Origin of the sequence: Rhodoferax lithotrophicus (assembly GCF_019973615.1) — a bacterium.
In the GTDB taxonomy this organism is placed as follows: domain Bacteria; phylum Pseudomonadota; class Gammaproteobacteria; order Burkholderiales; family Burkholderiaceae_C; genus Rhodoferax; species Rhodoferax lithotrophicus.
In genome coordinates this window covers 4,596,862-4,615,385 of sequence record NZ_AP024238.1, presented here as the reverse complement: position 1 = coordinate 4,615,385, position 18,524 = coordinate 4,596,862, and the positions used below count along the sequence as shown (strand labels likewise).

Annotated in this window: 22 protein-coding genes; 10 read left to right on the top strand and 12 right to left on the bottom strand. The window is 56.3% G+C overall.

Translation table 11 applies throughout. From position 1 onward, the window contains the following. The first annotated feature begins 5 nt into the window (after positions 1-5). Positions 6-899, top strand: coding sequence for a DMT family transporter (locus LDN84_RS21300; protein ID WP_223905714.1), 894 nt, complete (start codon positions 6-8; stop codon positions 897-899). A gap of 87 nt (positions 900-986) precedes the next feature. On the opposite strand, the gene LDN84_RS21295 is transcribed toward LDN84_RS21300, so the two are convergent. The 3 genes from LDN84_RS21295 to LDN84_RS21285 form a co-directional block, all read right to left on the bottom strand. Beyond that, positions 987-2,174 carry a DUF5677 domain-containing protein gene (locus tag LDN84_RS21295; protein WP_223905711.1) on the bottom strand — a complete coding sequence of 396 codons (1,188 nt, stop codon included), beginning with the start codon at positions 2,172-2,174 and terminating at the stop codon, positions 987-989. A gap of 151 nt (positions 2,175-2,325) precedes the next feature. After that, positions 2,326-2,526, bottom strand: coding sequence for a type II toxin-antitoxin system RelE/ParE family toxin (locus tag LDN84_RS21290; RefSeq protein WP_255610430.1), 201 nt, complete (start codon positions 2,524-2,526; stop codon positions 2,326-2,328). Between the two features lie 22 nt (positions 2,527-2,548). Beyond that, positions 2,549-2,914 carry a hypothetical protein gene (locus LDN84_RS21285; protein ID WP_223905705.1) on the bottom strand — a complete coding sequence of 122 codons (366 nt, stop codon included), beginning with the start codon at positions 2,912-2,914 and terminating at the stop codon, positions 2,549-2,551. 74 nt (positions 2,915-2,988) lie between these two features. Here LDN84_RS21285 and LDN84_RS21280 point away from each other — a divergent pair, with 74 nt between their 5' ends. Both LDN84_RS21280 and LDN84_RS21275 read left to right on the top strand, forming a co-directional pair. Next, the gene (locus LDN84_RS21280) at positions 2,989-4,269 is read left to right on the top strand and encodes an AAA family ATPase (RefSeq protein ID WP_223905703.1); all 1,281 of its coding nucleotides are present in this window, start codon (positions 2,989-2,991) and stop codon (positions 4,267-4,269) included. Continuing rightward, the gene (locus LDN84_RS21275; RefSeq protein ID WP_223905701.1) at positions 4,266-4,865 is read left to right on the top strand and encodes an HNH endonuclease family protein; all 600 of its coding nucleotides are present in this window, start codon (positions 4,266-4,268) and stop codon (positions 4,863-4,865) included. Before LDN84_RS21280 ends, LDN84_RS21275 begins: the two co-directional genes overlap by 4 nt. A 133-nt stretch (positions 4,866-4,998) precedes the next feature. Here LDN84_RS21275 and LDN84_RS21270 read toward each other — a convergent pair whose 3' ends face one another. After that, positions 4,999-5,313 (bottom strand): type II toxin-antitoxin system YafQ family toxin, encoded by a 315-nt coding sequence (locus LDN84_RS21270; RefSeq protein WP_494338046.1) that lies wholly within the window; start codon positions 5,311-5,313, stop codon positions 4,999-5,001. Further along, complete coding sequence (locus LDN84_RS21265) at positions 5,291-5,572, bottom strand: type II toxin-antitoxin system RelB/DinJ family antitoxin (RefSeq protein ID WP_223905699.1); 282 nt, start codon at positions 5,570-5,572, stop codon at positions 5,291-5,293. Before LDN84_RS21265 ends, LDN84_RS21270 begins: the two co-directional genes overlap by 23 nt. Before the next feature lie 137 nt (positions 5,573-5,709). On the opposite strand from LDN84_RS21265, the gene LDN84_RS21260 reads away from it, so the two are divergent. After that, on the top strand, positions 5,710-5,940 hold the full coding sequence (locus LDN84_RS21260; protein ID WP_223905697.1) for a YlcI/YnfO family protein: 231 nt from the start codon (positions 5,710-5,712) through the stop codon (positions 5,938-5,940). On the opposite strand, the gene LDN84_RS21255 is transcribed toward LDN84_RS21260, so the two are convergent. Beyond that, positions 5,930-6,145, bottom strand: coding sequence for a hypothetical protein (locus LDN84_RS21255; protein WP_223905695.1), 216 nt, complete (start codon positions 6,143-6,145; stop codon positions 5,930-5,932). The genes LDN84_RS21260 and LDN84_RS21255 overlap by 11 nt on opposite strands. A gap of 56 nt (positions 6,146-6,201) precedes the next feature. Continuing rightward, positions 6,202-6,621, bottom strand: coding sequence for a hypothetical protein (locus LDN84_RS21250; protein ID WP_223905692.1), 420 nt, complete (start codon positions 6,619-6,621; stop codon positions 6,202-6,204). Between the two features lie 194 nt (positions 6,622-6,815). Between LDN84_RS21250 and LDN84_RS21245 the strand changes: the two genes are divergently transcribed. The 5 genes from LDN84_RS21245 to LDN84_RS21225 all read left to right on the top strand — a co-directional run bounded on the left by LDN84_RS21245 (position 6,816) and on the right by LDN84_RS21225 (position 13,671). Beyond that, positions 6,816-7,850 carry a zinc-binding dehydrogenase gene (locus LDN84_RS21245; RefSeq protein WP_223905690.1) on the top strand — a complete coding sequence of 345 codons (1,035 nt, stop codon included), beginning with the start codon at positions 6,816-6,818 and terminating at the stop codon, positions 7,848-7,850. 204 nt (positions 7,851-8,054) lie between these two features. Then, positions 8,055-11,633, top strand: coding sequence for an EAL domain-containing protein (locus LDN84_RS21240; RefSeq protein ID WP_223905688.1), 3,579 nt, complete (start codon positions 8,055-8,057; stop codon positions 11,631-11,633). Between the two features lie 229 nt (positions 11,634-11,862). Continuing rightward, positions 11,863-12,483, top strand: coding sequence for a hypothetical protein (locus LDN84_RS21235; RefSeq protein ID WP_223905686.1), 621 nt, complete (start codon positions 11,863-11,865; stop codon positions 12,481-12,483). Positions 12,484-12,542: 59 nt separating this feature from the next. After that, positions 12,543-12,707 carry a DUF1328 domain-containing protein gene (locus tag LDN84_RS21230; RefSeq protein WP_223905684.1) on the top strand — a complete coding sequence of 55 codons (165 nt, stop codon included), beginning with the start codon at positions 12,543-12,545 and terminating at the stop codon, positions 12,705-12,707. 133 nt (positions 12,708-12,840) lie between these two features. Next, entirely contained in the window at positions 12,841-13,671 is an 831-nt protein-coding gene (locus LDN84_RS21225; protein WP_223905682.1) for a M90 family metallopeptidase, read from the top strand. On the opposite strand, the gene LDN84_RS21220 is transcribed toward LDN84_RS21225, so the two are convergent. Then, positions 13,641-13,817, bottom strand: coding sequence for a hypothetical protein (locus tag LDN84_RS21220; protein WP_223905680.1), 177 nt, complete (start codon positions 13,815-13,817; stop codon positions 13,641-13,643). The two genes, LDN84_RS21225 and LDN84_RS21220, sit on opposite strands and share 31 nt — an antisense overlap. A gap of 51 nt (positions 13,818-13,868) precedes the next feature. Here LDN84_RS21220 and LDN84_RS21215 point away from each other — a divergent pair, with 51 nt between their 5' ends. After that, positions 13,869-14,951: an extracellular catalytic domain type 1 short-chain-length polyhydroxyalkanoate depolymerase gene (locus LDN84_RS21215; RefSeq protein ID WP_223905678.1), complete on the top strand. Its 1,083-nt coding sequence runs from the start codon at positions 13,869-13,871 to the stop codon at positions 14,949-14,951. Positions 14,952-15,057: 106 nt separating this feature from the next. Here the strand turns inward: LDN84_RS21215 and LDN84_RS21210 are convergent, their stop codons facing one another. From LDN84_RS21210 to LDN84_RS21195, 4 genes are all read right to left on the bottom strand, one after another. After that, positions 15,058-15,603, bottom strand: a complete 546-nt coding sequence (locus tag LDN84_RS21210; RefSeq protein ID WP_223905676.1) for a DUF2889 domain-containing protein — start codon at positions 15,601-15,603, stop codon at positions 15,058-15,060. 1 nt (position 15,604) lies between these two features. After that, complete coding sequence (locus tag LDN84_RS21205) at positions 15,605-16,759, bottom strand: acyl-CoA dehydrogenase family protein (RefSeq protein ID WP_223905674.1); 1,155 nt, start codon at positions 16,757-16,759, stop codon at positions 15,605-15,607. Between the two features lie 24 nt (positions 16,760-16,783). Next, the gene (gene badI, locus LDN84_RS21200; RefSeq protein ID WP_435405905.1) at positions 16,784-17,581 is read right to left on the bottom strand and encodes a 2-ketocyclohexanecarboxyl-CoA hydrolase; all 798 of its coding nucleotides are present in this window, start codon (positions 17,579-17,581) and stop codon (positions 16,784-16,786) included. Positions 17,582-17,690: 109 nt separating this feature from the next. Beyond that, complete coding sequence (locus LDN84_RS21195; RefSeq protein ID WP_223905672.1) at positions 17,691-18,458, bottom strand: glucose 1-dehydrogenase; 768 nt, start codon at positions 18,456-18,458, stop codon at positions 17,691-17,693. Positions 18,459-18,524 lie beyond the last annotated feature (66 nt).

Here is an 18,524-nt window from a genome sequence, read left to right as displayed (position 1 = left end):
CCGCCATGTCCTTCTGGCGCAGCCGCCAGGGCGCGGGTATCGCTCTGATCGTGCTGGCAGCGCTGATCTTTGCCAGCATGGACACCACCACCAAATACGTCACCCGCGTCATTCCGGTGCTGATGTTGCTCTGGTTTAGGTATGTTTTTCAGGTCTTGAGCACACTGGCCGTGCGCTACCCACTACAAAAAGCAGAGTTGTTCCACACCCGTAACCTGCGTTTTCAGCTGCTGCGGGGTGGCCTGCTGCTGATCACCACCGGGTGTTCGTTTTTTGGCCTGCAGCATTTGCCGGTGGGTGAATTCACCGCCATGATGATGCTGTCACCGCTGGTGGCCACGGCCATGTCGGCCTGGTTTCTGAAAACCCATGTGGCACGACTGCGCTGGTGGCTGATGGCGGGCGGGCTGCTGGGGGTGTTGCTGGTGGTGCGCCCCGGTGGACAGCTGTTTGGCTGGGCGCTGGTGTTCCCCGTGGGGTTGGTGACCAGCTACGCCTGGTTTCAGGTGCTCACCAGCCGCATGAGTGGTGAAGAAAACCCCTACACCACCCACCTGTACACCGGCCTGGTCGGCACGCTGGTCATGAGCTTGGTGCTGGTCTTGACCGGCTGGAAGCCAGAGCTGCTGCTGAGCTACTGGCACTGGTTTTTGCTGGTGGGTTGTTTGGGCACCTTGGGCCACCTGATGCTGATCCGCGCCTACATGTGCGCCTCGGCCCCGGTGCTGACACCTTACCTGTACAGCCAGATCGGCTTTGCCATGCTGGGCGGCTGGCTGGTGTTTGCCCACGTGCCTGACTTGTGGGCCTGGGCGGGTATTTGTGTCATTGCGGCCAGTGGTGTGGGGAATACGCTGCTGACGATGCGGGAGGTGTCGCGGTTGGGGCGGGGGGATTGAGGTCGCCCGCGTTCACTTTTGCGTTGCCCGGATACGGTTTCTTTTGAGTGACGACTCCTGGCGGTGAAAGCAAACGCAGTAAGCGGGTTACTCCTCCACCTTCAAATGCAGCGTTCTCGATATGTGATCAACCTTGAATGCGAACGCTTTCGTGCCGAGAGCTTCAACCTGCGACTGAGTCGTTGGCAGGTTGTCAACAAACACTGTCCAATAGAACCCATCGAAAAAGTCCAGTGATGCACCGTCCACATCAGAGTTTGTGCGTCGCAGGACAATGCTTCCAGTCGGCTTGTGACGGTACACGGATTCCACGGAATCACCAGCCACCATGGTCACCTCGATGGCCAAGTCGTCTGTTTCTGTTAGCGTCATAGTTTCGCCAACTGCCAACCCCTTTCCGCTGACCTGCACGTCTGAGGACACTTCCACCTGCGTTTCTGCCTTGATCCGCTCTTCGGCCAGCGACTTGAAGTCCACAAACAACTCGTGAACCTCGTCTCTAGTTTGAACTAGGAATGTGGATGCCAAGCTCAGACAAAGTGATGTGTATCTCTCCTCTGTTGGGCTTGGCAAGCCCCTGCCGCGATCACCTATCCGGTAGAAGGACATCGGTAAACCATGTACGTGGGACGAAAAGAGTACGTAGAGCCAGCGAAAGGATGATTTCTCGATGCCCGCTCGTTCCGCGATGTCCTCCAGAGACATCAGGTAGGCCGTTTGCCCGTTAAGAAGCTTGCGTTGCTGGCCCGCTTGCAAAGACAAGAAGTACGGATTTGTCTTAAGTCTTTGCCGTAGCTCGGTTGCATTCGCTTCAAAAGCCGAGACCTGTTCAAGGTTCTGCACAGCTGAAAAGAGGCGAACACGTGATACGCAATCGTGGAGATTAAACAGATTCCACCGGCAATTCCACTCTTCATCAGTGCACGAATCGACGCATAGGTAGTAAAAAGCCACGCGGAGCTCAAGCATTGTGCGGGTGATCCCCGCTGCTGAGGCGTAATCCCAGTGCTCAATCCGTTTCTCGACCCAAGGGGTGAAGGGCATAAGCTGGGCTAGGCTAACCCCACGAGTGATCAGTGCTGTAAAGAGGACTGAGGCGTAGAAGTGCTTTGATGTTGGCGATTTAATTCCCGCGTAGCTCCTCGACACATACATACACTCGCGAACGACGTTGTCGAGCATGTCCACAACTTGAAGGTAGTCCTGCGATGGAGAGCTACCCAGCCGCGCGTTATCCATGATCGCTTCGTGGTCGTATTCCGTCGGCTCAATCATCTTGAGTTTCCATTACCGCTAAGACTTGTATTCTGCACGCCCTCCGGCGTTTGCATTCGTGGAATATGTAAATCTTTCGATAAGCAGCGAAACCGCCCCGCCAAGCCAAAAAACTGAACGCCTCTGGTGGGTCTTTTGCAGCCATACAGGCTCAATCTGAATTCAGCCAATTGCCAAAGAGCTCGGAATGCGTGCCTGCGCGAACAAAGCTGATCCAGTTGGCCTCAAGCTGATAGATCAGCAAAAAGTCGCCACCGATGTGGCACTCACGATGATCTGTCCACTCTCCCTTTAGGCTGTGATCCTGCCATTCAGGACCAAACGGCGCATCGTTGGCAACAAGCCGCAGCATCACATCCTTGAGTCGCACCCTATCAAACTCGCCCCGAGTGCGACAAGCGTTGCCAATCTTTCAAAAAGCGCCTTTGCATCATCGGCGGCCCGTGGCGGCACCGTGCGTTGACTGGCTGCTGTTTTTTCAAGATCAGCAAACAGTTCGTCACATCGCAACCCACCACGCGAACCTTCCGGTCAATGCCGAAGTTGAACTGATTTACGCGCTGGAAGCTCGCGATGGGCCTAGTCAAGCGCTGGCTCAGAGTGGACTGGATCGTGCCCATCTGGCTGATGCCATCCTGGAGGGCTCGGTGCAATCCTTCAAGCGGCGCAACGAGAAATATCACTTTTGAAATGACTGAATCTGTAAAGTCAATTGAGAGTTCAATCGCACGGATAATCAAAATTGGATTATCTGTGTGAAAAATCGCTGCCTTTAATGAGGAATGTGCGCATCTAGTTTTGAGGAAATGGGGTCATGCTTAATCACCTGAAGTTGAAAAATGTCGGCCCGGCACCAAGCATGGAGCTTACCTTTGGGCAGCGACTAAACCTGATCACGGGTGATAACGGACTGGGCAAAAGTTTTCTTTTGGACATTGCCTGGTGGGCATTGACCAGAAAGTGGCCTTCAGAAATCAACCCGCGTCTTACGTCTGGCAAGAGGGCGCTGCCTAGCAGCGAAAAACAGGCGATGATCGGCTTCACCTTCGCCGGGAAAAGTCGTGTCGAAGACTATGTGAGCAGCTATCTGCCGCGCGACGAGGCCTGGACGGGCCGTCCCGGTCGGCCCGCCAACCCGGGGCTGGTTTTTTACGCCATGGCAGATGGCAGCTTTGCGGTGTGGGACCCTGCTCGTAACTATTGGCGCACCCAAGAGGGGGTGGATGTGCAGGACCGCATCCCCGCTTATGTGTTCAGTCCGGCAGAAGTTTGGGACGGGTTGCTCGGCAAGGACGGCAAGCCGCTTTGCCTGGGCTTGGTGATGGACTGGGCGGGCTGGCAGAAGGAAAACAGCTCGGCGTTTGAAAGCCTTCAAGCTGTTTTGAAGGCCATGTCACCCTCAGACAAAGAGCGCTTGACTGCTGGCGATCTGATGCGTATCAGCCTGGACGATGCGCGGGACATCCCTACCATCCGCATGCCCTACGGTCAAGACGTGGCCGTACTGCATGCCTCTGCCGGCATGCGGCGCATCCTAGCGCTGGCATATTTGTTGGTTTGGACATGGGAAGAGCATTGCAAAGCAGCGAAGCTGTTACGAGAGGAGCCAACCAATCAGGTGGTGTTTCTCATTGACGAGGTGGAGTCGCATTTGCACCCACAGTGGCAGCGCCAAATCATCCCAGCCCTACTGGCGGTGGCGCGGACGCTCATCAAAAAGGCCGAAGTCCAGGTCATCACCGCCACGCATTCGCCTCTAGTGATGGCCTCGGTGGAGCCCCTTTTTGACGCGAAGCAGGATGCATGGTTCGACTTGGATCTTGAGCGCAGGAAGGTCGTGTTGCGCCAACGTGAATTCGAGAAGCACGGCAGTGCAGCGAGTTGGTTGGTCAGCGAGGCGTTTGACCTCCAAAGTGGTCGTGCGGTGGAGTACGAAGACTTGGTGAAGAAGGCCGCAGCTTTGTTGGAGCAAGAAAACCCGAGTGCCCACCGGATCCGCGCGATGAATGCGAAGCTTGTGGATGCGCTCAGCCCAACGGATGACTTCTTGTTCAACTGGCGTTATGTTTGCAAGAAGAGGGGTTGGTTTGCATGATCCCAGTGCAGTTGCAGCCGGAACCCATTGATTTTGATGTGGAGGTCCGACAAAAGGGTTTGGCCTGGGCTGCTCAAAAAGGCATCGCCCTCAATGCCCCGGCCCCAAAGGGGACCAAGTTTCCCGCCTATTGGTCCCACTCTAATAAACAGTTGTGGACAGCCTATTCGGGCATTTGTGCTTATTTGGCCATCTACTTTGAATGGGTCACTGGTGCCAGCTCAACAGACCACTTCGTTGCGAAGTCAAAGGACGTCGCACAAGCCTACGAATGGAAAAACTACCGTCTGTCGTGCTTGGGGCCGAACCGGAACAAGAACAAGTATGACGACGTGCTCGACCCAATCGGACTGACACCAAATACGTTCGAACTCGTCTTGACTACTGGTCAAATTCGCCCAAGTCGTGCGTTGACCGACAAGGCAGAAGTTGCCGCGGCTCGTAAATCCATTACAAGACTGAGTTTGGACAGCGCAGACCATCGCGACATGCGAATGAAGCACTACGCGCGGTACTTGAGAAACAAGGATGCTCAAACATTGAAAGAGTTGTCTCCATTCGTTTGGTATGAAGCTGCTCGTCAGGGGTTGTTGTAAAGGTTCGTCAAGCATTCATCGGGGTGTTGCTGCCGATCGAAAACTGAGCCAAGTGTTGCCGCCGACAAGTGACACGAATTGGCATTGGCAAATGACTGCTAACGGACGTTGAATCCGACCTGACGTAATTCAGCTAATTGCCAAAGAGTTCGGAATGTGTACCTGCGCGCACAAAGTTGATCCAGTTGGCCTCAAGCTGATAGATCAGCAAAAAGTCGCCACCGATGTGGCACTCACGGTGATCTGCCCACTCCCCTTTCAAGTTGTGATCCTGCCATTCCGGACCAAGAGGCACATCATTGGCAATGAGCAGTAGCATCACTTCCTTGAGTCGCACCATATCAAACCGCCCTGAGTGCGACAAGCGCTGCCAATCTTTCAGAAATGCCTTTGCATAGTCGGCGGCCCGTGGCGGCACCGCGCGTTTACTGGCTGCTATTTTTTTCAAGATCAGCAATCAGTTCGTCAGCAGAGGCAAAACGGGCGCGACGTGTTGCCATCATGGCGCGTGACTCTTCCATTGCGGCACGGGTTTCTGCGTTGGGTACCTTGAGTTCGAGGGGGAATGCCTGGTCGACCACCACGCGGCGCAGAAACAAGCGCACCGCATCCGACACCGACAGGCCCATGGCAGTCAATGCCTGTGTGGCTTGCTCTTTGATGTCATCTTCCACCCGAATGTGGAGCATTGAAGTTTGTGCGGTCATGGTGATGCCTACAGAGTTGTAGGGTGAATTATGTATCTCATTTGAGATCAAAGCAAGTTTACCGAAACTTGACGAAGTGCCTGTTCTACAGATACCTGTAAATATACTTGTCCGACTGAATGGAAGGGGTTTTCGCCATGTCACAAATCACGCTGGATCTTGACGATGCCACACAGGCACTGGTCGATCAGGCTGCCAAGGCCCATGGCTTATCAAAAAGCCGGTGGGTGGCAGACATCATCCGCAAATACGCCGCCCATGAATGGCCGCAAGATTGCCTGGCTTTGGCAGGACGGTTTCCCGATTTCCCCCTGTGCAACGACAGCTCTGCCATGCTGCCCGACGATGCGCCACGCATCAGCTTTTGATGGCCAGGTTCACCCCCAGGGCATCCAGCTTCTTTGCATACGAGTCCCTGCGTTTGGCTGCCTTTGCAGCTGTTTCGGTGGCCGCCTGGATTGCCTTGGGGCCCTTTTGCGCAGCAACTTTGATCAATCCGAACTTGTGAGCAGCATCTGCTTTCGCCCGCTTGAAAGTGGCGATGAGTTCGGCATGGGCAACGGATGGATTCACAGGTACTCCCATGAGTGATTGGTTTTAAACGGTGGGCAGGCCATCAATGAGCGTCATTACCCTTGAAGTTTCACGTTCATGCGAAGCAAAGCTGTTCTCAAATCGCGATTGGCAGGTTTCGAGGCATCCACCTTTTGAACAGCCTGGTCAAACGGTGAGCCTGGCCTGATGCTGGTTGGCAGTAGCTTTTTGACAGGATTCGCAGTGGGGTACGTGCCCTGCCCCGGACACATGCGAACTGAAAACCAGAATTCTTCGAGTACGCCTTTGGCATACAACTCCGCCAATTGTTGAAACGTCACGAAGGTTGAGCGTTTAACTTCTTTGAACCCTGGCTCACTGATGTCACGAATGATCTCGAATTTACCCAGCGTATCTCGCTGCGTGTTGGTAAACGGATGCAGCAGATAAGTCTGACGAACCCCATTCTTTTTGGACACCAGCGTGTGCTCGACGGCGATATCAGTTAACAGCATATTGTTTTTCTCGTTTTTTCAAACCAAGCCACTGGGGAACCGATGCCCCTTGAGACGCGAAGTGCTCGACATGGGCAACCCTCACCTTGAGGGCAAGGACTTTAACTGAACAACAGCCAAAGAGCCCGGAATGTGTAAGCCACAATTTCGTTGACACTTGTTGATGTTGTAACGATTATTTGCGAGGAGAACCCATGAAAGCAGCATTCATCACCGGCCACGGTGGTAACGAGGTGGTAGAAGTCAGAACGTGTGAGCCTGCTGTGCGCCAGCCGGGGGAGGTGCTTATCCGCGTGGAGGCGGCGACCCTCAATCAGGTTGACTTGTACATGCGCAACAGCGGAGCGGGTATCACGCATCGCTTGCCCCAGATCATGGGCTTGGATGCGGCGGGTGTTATTGAGGAGGTGGACGCTTCTGAAGCCATGTTGAAGGTCGGGCAGTCGGTGGTGGTTCACCCTGGCATCACGTGTGGCCGCTGTGAGTTCTGCCAGCGCGGCGAGGGCGTTCTGTGCACCAAGATGCAATTGCTGGGCGAACATCGCGACGGAACTTTCGCGCAATGGATCAGTGTGCCGGCTCAGAATGTGTTCCCTATGCCGCAGGGGCTCAGCTTTGCCCAGGCTGCCGCCATGGGGGTCAATTACCTCACGGCGTGGCGCATGTTGTTCACCAAGGCACAGATCAAGCCCTGGGAAACCGTGCTGATTTTTGGCATTGGCGGTGGCGTATCACTGGCGGCTATGCAGATCGCCAAGGCGATGGGGGTCAAGGTGATTGTGACCTCGCGGGAGGATTCAAAACTGCAGCGTGCGCTGGCCATGGGCGCTGAGTACGGTATCAACAGCCAGACGCAGGATGTGGCGAAAGCGGTGCTGTCGTATACCGGCGGCCGTGGTGTGGATGTGGTGATTGAGAACGTGGGCGAGGCCGTCTGGTCGATGGCCATGAAATCCCTGGTGCGTGGGGGGCGGCTTGTGACCTGTGGTGCAACAACCGGCGACCAACCCCCTGCCGACCTGCGCCGAATATTCATTCGCCAGTTGCAGATTCTGGGCTCGACCCATGGTGATTTTTCTGAGTTTCGGGCCCTGTTGTCGTTTGTGGAGAAGAACCAGATCGCACCGGTGATCGACAGCGAGTTTTCGCTGGATCGAATCCATGACGCTTTGACCCGCCTGGAGTCGGGTCAGCAGTTCGGAAAAATCGCACTGAACCTGGTCGTGTAAGGGCCTCTGGGTCGCCGTCGGCCCAACAAAGTTCGTATTCAAAAACATCTGCATCCGTGTGATGAACCGCACAGACGGATGGGCTGCATAAAACTAAGCTTGGGCATCAAAGGTCACTGAACATGCGGGGGCATGGTTCCCGACCATTCCAACCTGCGGTGCCATGCTGGACAAGCGGCACCTGCAACATAGGGTCACTTCGCGATGGAAATTCTGGTACCTGACCCGCTTGCAACCGGGGGCACTTGCGAGCCACAGACGGATGCCACGCAAAAAGCCCTGCGGATTTCCGAAAGCCGTTACCGCCGTTTGTTTGAAGCGGCACAAGACGGGATTCTGCTGTTGAATGCGGACACCGCACAGATCGAAGATGTCAACCCCTACCTGATCAACATGCTCGGCTACTCGCACGGTGAATTTCTGGGCAAAAAGTTATGGGAAGTCGGACCGTTCGCGGACAAAGCGCAGAGCCAAGAGATGTTTGTTGCGTTACAAGAAAAGGGGTATGTCCGCTACGACGACCTTCCGCTCAAAACCAAAGCTGGCACCATCATCCCGGTTGAATTTGTCAGCAATGCCTACGACTGCGAAGGCATCAAGGTCATTCAATGCAATATCCGCAACATCAGCGAACGCCATGCGGATCGGGCGAAAATTCTGCGCTTCACCCAGCTCTATGCCACCTTGAGCCAGTGCAACAAGGCCATCGTGCACTGCACGACCGAGGCCGAACTGCTCCAGCACATCTGTCGGATCGCGGTGCAATTTGGCGGTATGAAGATGGCCTGGGTCGGGCTGGGCAACTCAGAAACGCTGCTGGTGGACCCGGTGGCCAGCTTTGGGGATGACACCGGGTATCTGAACAACTTGATGATCTCTGTGGATGTCAACAGCCCACTCGGGCAGGGGCCGACCGGGTTGGCCATGAGCAAAAAACAACCCGTCTGGTGCCAGAGTTTTCTGCATGACCCCCTGACCGCGCCCTGGCATGAGCGTGCCGCGCTCGCCGGTCTGGCCGCCTCGGCCTCGTTGCCCCTTTTCAAAAATGGCAGGGTGTTTGGCGCGTTCACCTTGTACGCAGGTGAAACCGATGCCTTTGGTGAATCCACGCGTGAGCTTCTGATGGAGATGGCGGATGACATCAGCTTCGCACTGAATCAATTTGCCAGCGAATCGCTGCGCCGGGGCATTGAGGCAGAGATCAAACTCAAGAACACCATCCTCAAGACACAGCAGGAAACATCGCTGGATGCCATTCTGGTGGTGGGCGAGGACGGGAAAATCATTTCCTACAACCAGCAATTCATGGATCTTTGGCGACTTGATCCGCAACTGGTGAGCGCCAGAGTGGATGCGCCGGTACTCCAGGCGGTGACGGTGCAAACCGACGATCCAGAAGCCTTTATGGCCCGTGTCCACTATTTGAACGACCACCCTGCAGACAAGAGCCGCGAAGACGTGTTGCTCAAAGACGGAAGAATCATCGACCGTTACTCGGCACCCGTCACCGGGGCAGACCAGACACACTATGGACGTGTCTGGTACTTTCGTGACATCACCGAGCGTAAAAAGGCTGCACAGAAATTTAAAGACTTGCTCGAATCCGCGCCCGATGCCATGCTGATCGTCAACCGTGATGCCGACATGGTGCTGGTCAACGCCCAAGCGGTTCGTCTGTTTGGCTGGTGCCGCGACGAGCTTCTGGGCAAAAAAATTCACAGCCTGGTGCCCAAGGGCCTTCCCGGCCAGCATCCTGATAGCTACAACCGGTTTTTTGAGCAACCACTCGCACGAAGTATGGGGGCTGGCCTTGACCTGTTTGGCGTGCGTAAGGACGGTAGCCAGTTTCCTGTGGAAGTCAGTTTGAGTCCCATGGAAGCAGATGAAGGCACCTTGGTGATTGCGGCGATTCGCGATGTGACCGAAAGCCGGAAAGCCCAAGAACGCATCACCTACCTCAACCGTGTTTATGCCATGCTGAGTGGCATCAACACCTTGATTGTGCGCACGGGCAACTGCGAAGATTTGTTCAAGCAAGCCTGCCGTATTGCGGTGGATGGTGGTTTCAGCATGGCCATGATCGCCATGGTGGACAAAAAGACCTTGAAGCTGGTTCCGATGGCTTCACAAGGCAAGGATGATCAGCTGATGAGTGCCATCAACAACATCCTGTCATCGGATGAAACCGCCGCCAAAACCATGGGTGCACGGGCGGTCAGGGGGAAACAAGTGGTTGTATCCAACAATTCACAGCTTGATCCGCAGGTTCTATTTCGCGCCAAGTACACCGCATCGGGCATTCACTCCATGGCCGTTTTCCCGCTCATGGTTGCCGATGATGCGGTGGGGGTGTTTGCGCTGTATGCCAGCGAAATTGATTTTTTCCACGGCGACGAGTTGAAGCTGTTAACTGAACTGGCAGGGGACATTGCGTTTGCGATTGATCACCTTGGAAAGCAGGAGCGACTCACCTACCTCGCCTACTACGATGCCCTCACCGGCCTGGCCAATCAAAGCCTGTTTCTTGAGCGGGTTGCCCAATCCTTACGCAGCGCCTTCAGTGGTGAACACAAGCTTGCCGTTGTATTGATTGACCTGGAACGTTTCAAGAATATCAACGACAGCCTCGGCCGGACAGCTGGCGACGAACTGCTGAGGAAGGTGGCGCAATGGCTGACGCGCTACGCCGGAGATGCCAACCTGTTGGCACGATTGGGTGCGGATCGTTTTGCCGTACTGATGCCGGTCGTCAAGCCAGAGCATGACGTTGAACGCCTGCTTGCAGACATGATGACGGCTTTTCTGGAGCATCCCTTCCGGCTGAATGATGCGATCTTTCGTATCGCAGCCAAGGCTGGTGTGGCACTCTTTCCCGATGACGGCGCAGACACCGATACCTTGTTCCGTAACGCCGAGGTGGCGCTCAAAAAAACCAAGTCAAGCGGTGAGCGTTATCTGTTCTATACCAAAAGCATGAACGAGATGGTGGCTGGCAAGCTGACCATGGAAAACCAGCTGCGTCAGGCGTTGCACCGTGGTGAGTTTGTGCTCCATTACCAGCCCAAAGTGAATCTTGTGAGTGGCAAGATGACCAGTGCCGAAGCCTTGATCCGATGGAACCGGCCAGAAGCCGGTCTGGTGCCACCAGGCCATTTCATTCCGATTCTGGAGGAAATTGGTTTGATCAACGAAGTCGGGCGCTGGGCCATGCGCCAGGCTAATACCGATTACCTGCGCTGGCACACGGCAGGTTTGGCACCGGTGCGTATTGCGGTGAATGTGTCTGCGCTGCAGCTGCGTCATCGCACTTTTTTTGAGGAAGTCCGCCAGCTTGTCGACAGTGATGTCCGCACGGCTGCGGGGCTTGAGCTTGAGATCACCGAAAGCCTGATCATGGAGGATGTCAAACACAGCATCAGCAGTCTGCAGGCCATCCGTGCCCTGGGTCTGACCATTGCGATTGACGACTTCGGCACCGGCTTCTCCTCGCTGAGCTACCTGTCCAAATTGCCTGTGGACACGTTGAAAATTGACCGCTCCTTTGTGGTCGACATGACCGCTGCCCCGGAGGGCCTGGCCTTGGTGTCCACCATCATCAACCTGGCGCATGCCCTCAAGCTCAAGGTGGTGGCCGAAGGTGTTGAAACGCAGGAGCAGGCACGCCTGCTGCGTTTGTTGAACTGCGACGAAATGCAGGGCTATTTATTCAGTCGGGCTGTTCCGGCAGACCTCTTCGAAGCGCAATTTCTGACCCCAGGGCACGCCAACCCGGTACCTGAATAATTCATGATGTTTTTAGCCTCTAGAGCAATAGAATAAAGCGTAAAAAGCTATTCATATGATAGCAATTCATTCGCTCTTGTTGTAATGCCCAACCGGAAACTACTGCGGTATTGAACCAGCGGCCCATCCTTTATGTGGGCAAGCGAACAGACCTCTCGCTTGCCAAACCTTACTGTCAGCACTTCGAAGCCTTTGTGGCTTGCGAAAGTCTTAACTCTAAGGAATGACCATGAAGAAATCCCTCAATCTGCTCAGTGGTACTGCAATAGCCGCCTGTTTGTTGTTCGCCTCCAACGCCATGGCGCAATCGATGTCATCCACCGATTTCAGCGCCAGCAAGACCCGCATCAAGGCAGAGTACAAAACTGACAAAAAAGCCTGCGCGTCACTGGCAAGTAATGCCAAGGACATCTGCGTTGCCGAAGCCAAAGGCAAGGAAGCCGTGGCCTTGGCCGAACTGGAGCACAGCTACAAGCCGACATCCAAAACCCAGTACAAGCTCAGCGTTGCCAAGGGTGAAGCCACTTACGATGTGGCCAAGCAAAAGTGTGATGACCTGTCGGGCAACCCCAAGGATGTCTGCGTGAAAGAAGCCAAAGCCGCCCTGACCTCGGCCAAGGCGGATGCCACCGTACAGAAGAAAACATCGGTGGCCAACACAACGGCCAATGAAAAGAAGGCCGATGCCAACGCCAAGGCCAGCAGCGACAAAAAAGAGGTTCGTGCCGATGCCTCCGCCGACAAGCGCGCAGCAGAACTCAAGGTCGCCGAGCAAAAGTGTGATGCACTCGCCTCTACCGCCAAAGAGGCCTGCCTGGCTGCAGCCAAAGCCCAATTCGGCAAGCTGTAGAACAACGTGACCGGCTCACGCCGGTCTACCAAAACCCATAACCCACCCGGAGATCCACCATGCTGCACTACGCCATTGTTTTCTTTGTCATCGCCCTGATTGCTGCCCTGTTCGGGTTTGGCGGTATTGCCGCTGGCGCGGTGGGCATTGCCAAGATTTTGTTTTTCGTCTTCATCATTCTGGCTATTGCCAGCTTCCTGTTCGGGTCGATGAAAGGGCGTTAAGTCCCACGGTCAGCAACGTCACCGATCTGTTGCACAAGCTTGGCGGATGTCCGCCCTGTGGCGGTGTATTGAAAAGCACGGAAACAGTCCCAGCTACCTGTCTTGTGAATGAACTGGACTGGAAGGGATACACGTGGCCTTTTATTTTCTGTGTGCCCTGGCATTGGGTTTGATTCTGGTTCTTCTGGGGCAACCGTGGTGGCGTGCCTACCGCCAGCGTCGGGTTCTGATGCATCCGTTTCCGGCGCGTTGGCGCAAAGTGTTGCAGCGCCGCGTGCCCTTGTTGCGGCGTATGCCGGTGGACTTGCAGTTGCAGCTGAAAAAACGCATTCAACTCTTTATTGCAGAAAAGCCCTTTATTGGTTGTGCAGGTTTGCAGGTGACCGAAGAAATGCGCGTGGTGATTGCGGCACAAGCCTGTTTGCTGGTGTTGAACCGTTCCCTGCAGCATTTCGCCCATGTGCGGCAAATTCTGATCTACCCGGGGGCGTTCATCACCCAGCGCACGGTCACCGATGGCATCGGTGTGCAGCAAGACCAGCGGCAGGTGCTGTCCGGTGAATCCTGGACGCAAGGGCAGGTCATCCTGTCGTGGCAAGACAGCCTGGAAGGCGCAGCGGTGGCTGATGATGGCCGTAACGTTGTGCTGCACGAGTTTGCCCACCAGTTGGACCAGGAAAATGGGGCGGCTCAAGGTGCCCCACCGCCCGCAGCGGGCGACACGCAGTACAACGCCCAGCGCTGGAAACAGGTGTTCAGCCAAGCCTATGCCGATTTGCAAAACCAGCTGCAGCGTGGTGAGCAGGGGTTGTTCAACCCCTACGGGGCTACCAGCCCTGCGGAATTTTTTGCAGTGGCCACGGAAGTATTTTTTGAGCAGGCCACGGAGATGGTCGAGCACTACCCGGCGTTGTACCAAGAGCTCTGTGGCTATTACAAGGTAGACCCGGTGAGTTGGCATTGAAGGGATGGGTGTTTGGGGAGACCCATACCGGCCTGGCGTGCGCCGTCGGGGTCTGTGTGTGCGGCATCCCACAGATGCAAGGTGGGCCAGTCCAGATACTTGACAATACGACTTGCTGGAGGACCTATGGCTACTTTTTCACTCATCAACACACGTACGGGTCTGCTTTGCCAGCAAGGTGCCCGTGAGCTGCCATTTTGAGCCGTTCATTCCAGCGCTCACTTAATGCCATGACGCGGTTGGCGCTTCGTGCCGGTGCCAAGGCCATGAAGCTGGCCATGCAACCAGCAAAAAAGCCGCGCAAATCTGGAGTGGTCAAACCTGCGGTGACTCCAACCTATGCCACCAAGCGTACTGCGACGAAAAGTGTTTCAGTGCCCGCTGCCAAATCTGAAGGTGCGCTTTTGCGGGGTGCTCAACCGCAGTGGACCACGGGCATGGTCTCCGGTGTCAGTGGTGTCCGGCGCTACCGACTTTACAAACCATCGGGCGTGCGGCGGAGCGAGCGCCTACCCTTGGTGGTGATGCTGCATGGCTGTGCACAGGACGCACAAGCACTGGCAGCGAGCACCAAAATGAACCGCTTGGCGCAGGTTGAACGCTTCATGGTGCTTTATCCCGAACAGGACAGACTTTCCAATCTGCAAAACTGCTGGAACTGGTACGACACACGTGCAGGCCGTGCCCAGCGAGAAGCTGACTCGATCACTTCCGCCGTTGACCATATCTGTCTGACACAACCGGTGGACCCGCAGCGTATGGCCTTGGTGGGGCTGTCTGCCGGGGCTGGTTTGGCGGGCTTGCTGGCCGTTCGCCAACCCGAGCGCTTTCAGGCCGTGGTCATGCATTCCGGCATCGCGCCAGGCCTGGCGAGCTCCTCGGCAACCGCCCTGAGGGCGATGCGCGGACATCGCGTGGCGGTGCCGCTCGCACCACTCCCTGCTGGTTGGCATTTACCCGCCCTGTTGGTCATTCAAGGAAGTGTCGACTCTATCGTGGCACCCCACAATGGCCCCCTGGCCGCGCAACTTTGGGCTGATCGCGAGGGGGCACACGCGGGTCAGCCACGCACCGTGCAACGTGGCAAACGTTACCCGGTGACGCTCACGGATTACCGCAACCGGGGCCAACTTGTGGCAACGCTTTGTATGGTCAATGGATTGGGCCATGCCTGGAGCGGCGGCGCGCCGGGCTTACCCTACAGCGACCCCAAAGGCCCGGATGCTTCACGCATGGCCTGGTCTTTTATGCAAAAGCAATTCGTCCATAGCACCCATTGACGCTGGATTCCCGAGGCAACCCTACTGGACCAGAATGTTGCGTGGAACCTGTGTGGCAACCCCTTCAGCGAGGGCATCGAGGCCGCGCTCATACGCTCATAGCTTCTCACTTTGGTGGCCAACCCACAAACTGCGGGTACAGCCGTGCCACCACCGGGCCGTTGAAATCCCAGGTGCTGCATTTACCAAAGTAGGGTGGTGGGTGTTGGGGTGGACCTTCGGTCAACTCGTGTGCCAGCGTCTGGAAGGCGGCGGTGGCCATGTTGAACAGCAGTTCGCGCAGGTGGGTACAGCCGCAGATGCCCCCCAGGTTGCGCTCGATGGCTTGCCGCCAGCCCCGGCTCATGGTGCAGCCCACCATGGACTGCATGCTGGCCAGCGCCTGCGGGCATTCGCGGTGGGGTGTGGCATCCATCGACACCGCGATGGCCTGGATGACAAAGTGGTCGTTGATGGTGACCCGGATCGCCATGCCGTGCAAGGGCGCGCCAGGTGCAAGAGTGTCTTCACCGGGAATCGGCAGCGCTTTGGCTTTGGTGTCGAGTAATTCGCCTTCAATGTCCCACAGGTGGTCATCACGCTGGTAACCCCGAAACACCGTGGTGCGGGTGTGCAGCGAGGTTCTGCTGCAGGAAGGTGCAGGCAGTGGCAATTTACTGCCCGCCTTCACGCAGCAGGTTGCGGGCAATCACCAGTTGTTGGATCTGGGTGGTGCCTTCATAAATGCGGAACAGGCGCACATCACGGTAAAAGCGCTCGATGCCGTATTCGGCCAGGTAACCAGCCCCGCCAAAAATCTGCACGGCACGGTCGGCCACACGGCCACACATCTCACTGGCAAACATCTTGGCGCACGCCGCCTCAGTACCCACATCGCGGCCTTCGTCGCGCTTGCGGGCGGCATCGATCACCATACAGCGCGCGGCATAAATGTCGGCATGGCTGTCGGCCAGCATGGCCTGGATCAATTGGAACTCACCGATGGGTTTGCCAAATTGCTTGCGTTCACGGGCATAACGCAGCGCGTCACTCAGGATGCGTTCTGCCGCCCCGGTGCTGGCGGCGGCAATGTTCAGGCGGCCTTTGTCCAGCACCTTCATGGCGGTCTTGAAGCCCACGCCCTCCACGCCGCCAATCAAATTGGCCGCAGGAATACGCACGTTCTCAAAAATCACGTCGCAGGTGTGGGCACCCTTTTGGCCCATCTTTTTGTCGATATTTCCCAAAGACAAGCCGGGCGTGCCTTTTTCCACAATAAACGCCGAGATACCACCCGCACCTTTACGCTCCTTGTCGGTACGTGCCATCACGGTGAAGATGCCGGCTTCGGGCGCGTTGGTGATGTAGCGCTTGGTACCGTTGATCACATAGAAGTCGCCGTCTTTCACCGCCGTGGTACGCAGGCTGGCGGCATCCGAGCCGCTGTCGGGTTCGGTCAGGGCAAACGAGCCAATGATTTCGCCGGTGGCAATCTTGGGCAGGTAATACTGCTTTTGTGCCTCGGTGCCATCAATCACAATGCCTTGTGCACCGATGCCATTGTTGGTGGCAAACAGCGAGCGAAAGGCGGGTGAGGTTTTGGACACCTCAAACCCCGCCATCACTTCTTCCTCCATGGTCAGGCCCATACCACCGTAGATTTCCGGGATCGACATACCAAAGAGACCCAGTTCCTTCATGTCTTGCTGAATCGCGTCAGGAATCTGGTCCGTCTCAGCCACATGGGCTTCCATCGGCACCAGCTTCTCACGCACAAAGCGGCTGATGGTGTCGAGCAAGAGGGTGAGGGTTTCGGTATCTCTGATCATGGTGGTCTTTCGGTGGCTAGGGGCTTATTTGACGTGTTTGCGGAACTCGGGTTTGCGCTTTTCGCGGAAGGCGTTGCCACCTTCAGCCGACTCCGGGCTTTCGTAATACAGCTTCAGGGCGTGCATCGCCAGGCCACCCATGCCACGGATCATTTCGGTGTCCACGTTGAACGACTTTTTGGCCAGGGCAATCGCGGTCGGGCTCTTTTCCACAATCTCGTCACACCACTTTTTCACTTCGGCATCCAGCTGGTCTTGTGGCACCACGCAGTTGACAAGGCCCATCTCCAGCGCTTGTTGTGCGGTGTAGCGGCGGCACAGGTACCAGATTTCGCGGGCCTTTTTCTCGCCCACCACACGGGCCAGCAAGGCGGTGCCAAAGCCTGGGTCAACCGAGCCAACGCGTGGGCCAGCCTGGCCGAGCTGGGCGTTCTCTGACGCAATGGCCAGGTCACAAATCGTCACCAGCACATTGCCGCCACCGATGGCAAAACCGTTGACACGGGCAATCACCGGTTTGCTGCAGTCGCGGATGGCGCTTTGCACTTCTTCAATCGGCAGGCCGATCACCCCACGGCCACCGTAGCCGCCGTCTTGTGTGCCCTGGTCGCCGCCGGTGCAAAAGGCTTTTTCGCCCGCACCGGTGAGCACCACCACACCAATGCTGCGGTCATAGTCAGCATCCTTGAAGGCGTGGATCAGTTCCTCACAGGTGTTGGCGGTGAAGGCGTTGTATTGCTTGGGGCGGTTGATGGTGATGGTGGCAATACCATCGGCCTTGGTGTAAAGGATGTCGGTATAGACCGGGGTTGTCATTTCCATGAGAGTTCCTTGAGTGATGAAACGAAATACAGTCGGAGAACAAGTTTTATAGATCAAATAAGGCTGTAGAGCCTGTTTTATAAGCGCAAGCAGCTATCATTTTTAATGATTAACCAACCATGGTCAAACCACCAGAGACACTGATGACCTGGCCGGTGATGAAGGCCGCGTCGTCGCTGGCCAGAAAGGCAATGGCGCCTGGCAAGTCGGCCGGCTGACCCAGGCGGCCAAATGGAATGGCGCGGGCCAGACCCTGGCGCAGCTTGTCGGCGTTTTCGCCTTCACCGGCAAAGTCGGCAAACAAGGCGGTGTCGGTCGGGCCGGGGCAGACCACGTTGACGTTGATCTGCTTGCGCGCCAATTCGCGGGCCAGGGTTTTGCTGAAGGCAATCATGCCGCCCTTGCACAGCGCATAAACCGCCTCACCGGTTGAGCCCACACGGGCTGCGTCTGAGGCCACGTTCACCACCCGGCCAGCACCACGCTCTGACATGCCTTTGACCACCGCATGGTGCATGTAGAGCGAGCCATACAGGTTGATGGCCACAATTTGTTCCCACAGGGCCTTGTCGGTCTTGAGGAAGTTGCCGGCGCGATCCCAACCGGCGTTGTTGACCAGCACGCCGATGGGGCCAAGCGCGGCCTCCACGGCAGCCACTCCGGCAATCACCTGCTCCTGGTTGGTCAGGTCTACGGCAAAAGCCTGGGCCTTGCCACCCGCGGCCACAATCTCCGCTGCCACGGCCTGGGCAGCGCCCAGGTTGATGTCCACCACGGCCACGGCAGCACCTTCTTCGCCGAAGCGTTTGCAGGTTGCCGCGCCAATGCCACCGGCACCACCGGTGACCAGAACCACTTTGTCTTTTAATCCACGCATTACTTTTACTCCTGTTAAAAATTCAAAATTACCGTTATCACGCATTCATCGTTTACGATCCATGCA

What these genes read in the sequence shown, in the direction of transcription:
- LDN84_RS21260 (WP_223905697.1), top strand. Translation starts at nt 5,710, where the DNA reads ATGTCACAAATCACGCTGGATCTTGACGATGCCACACAGGCACTGGTC.
- LDN84_RS21235 (WP_223905686.1), top strand. Translation starts at nt 11,863, where the DNA reads ATGAAGAAATCCCTCAATCTGCTCAGTGGTACTGCAATAGCCGCCTGT.
- LDN84_RS21250 (WP_223905692.1), bottom strand. Translation starts at nt 6,621, where the DNA reads ATGCTGTTAACTGATATCGCCGTCGAGCACACGCTGGTGTCCAAAAAG.
- LDN84_RS21195 (WP_223905672.1), bottom strand. Translation starts at nt 18,458, where the DNA reads ATGCGTGGATTAAAAGACAAAGTGGTTCTGGTCACCGGTGGTGCCGGT.
- LDN84_RS21205 (WP_223905674.1), bottom strand. Translation starts at nt 16,759, where the DNA reads ATGATCAGAGATACCGAAACCCTCACCCTCTTGCTCGACACCATCAGC.
- LDN84_RS21295 (WP_223905711.1), bottom strand. Translation starts at nt 2,174, where the DNA reads ATGATTGAGCCGACGGAATACGACCACGAAGCGATCATGGATAACGCG.
- LDN84_RS21280 (WP_223905703.1), top strand. Translation starts at nt 2,989, where the DNA reads ATGCTTAATCACCTGAAGTTGAAAAATGTCGGCCCGGCACCAAGCATG.
- LDN84_RS21220 (WP_223905680.1), bottom strand. Translation starts at nt 13,817, where the DNA reads ATGAGTGAAAAAGTAGCCATAGGTCCTCCAGCAAGTCGTATTGTCAAG.
- LDN84_RS21245 (WP_223905690.1), top strand. Translation starts at nt 6,816, where the DNA reads ATGAAAGCAGCATTCATCACCGGCCACGGTGGTAACGAGGTGGTAGAA.
- LDN84_RS21240 (WP_223905688.1), top strand. Translation starts at nt 8,055, where the DNA reads ATGGAAATTCTGGTACCTGACCCGCTTGCAACCGGGGGCACTTGCGAG.
- LDN84_RS21290 (WP_255610430.1), bottom strand. Translation starts at nt 2,526, where the DNA reads ATGCTGCGGCTTGTTGCCAACGATGCGCCGTTTGGTCCTGAATGGCAG.
- LDN84_RS21275 (WP_223905701.1), top strand. Translation starts at nt 4,266, where the DNA reads ATGATCCCAGTGCAGTTGCAGCCGGAACCCATTGATTTTGATGTGGAG.
- LDN84_RS21230 (WP_223905684.1), top strand. Translation starts at nt 12,543, where the DNA reads ATGCTGCACTACGCCATTGTTTTCTTTGTCATCGCCCTGATTGCTGCC.
- badI (WP_435405905.1), bottom strand. Translation starts at nt 17,581, where the DNA reads ATGGAAATGACAACCCCGGTCTATACCGACATCCTTTACACCAAGGCC.
- LDN84_RS21300 (WP_223905714.1), top strand. Translation starts at nt 6, where the DNA reads ATGTCCTTCTGGCGCAGCCGCCAGGGCGCGGGTATCGCTCTGATCGTG.
- LDN84_RS21265 (WP_223905699.1), bottom strand. Translation starts at nt 5,572, where the DNA reads ATGACCGCACAAACTTCAATGCTCCACATTCGGGTGGAAGATGACATC.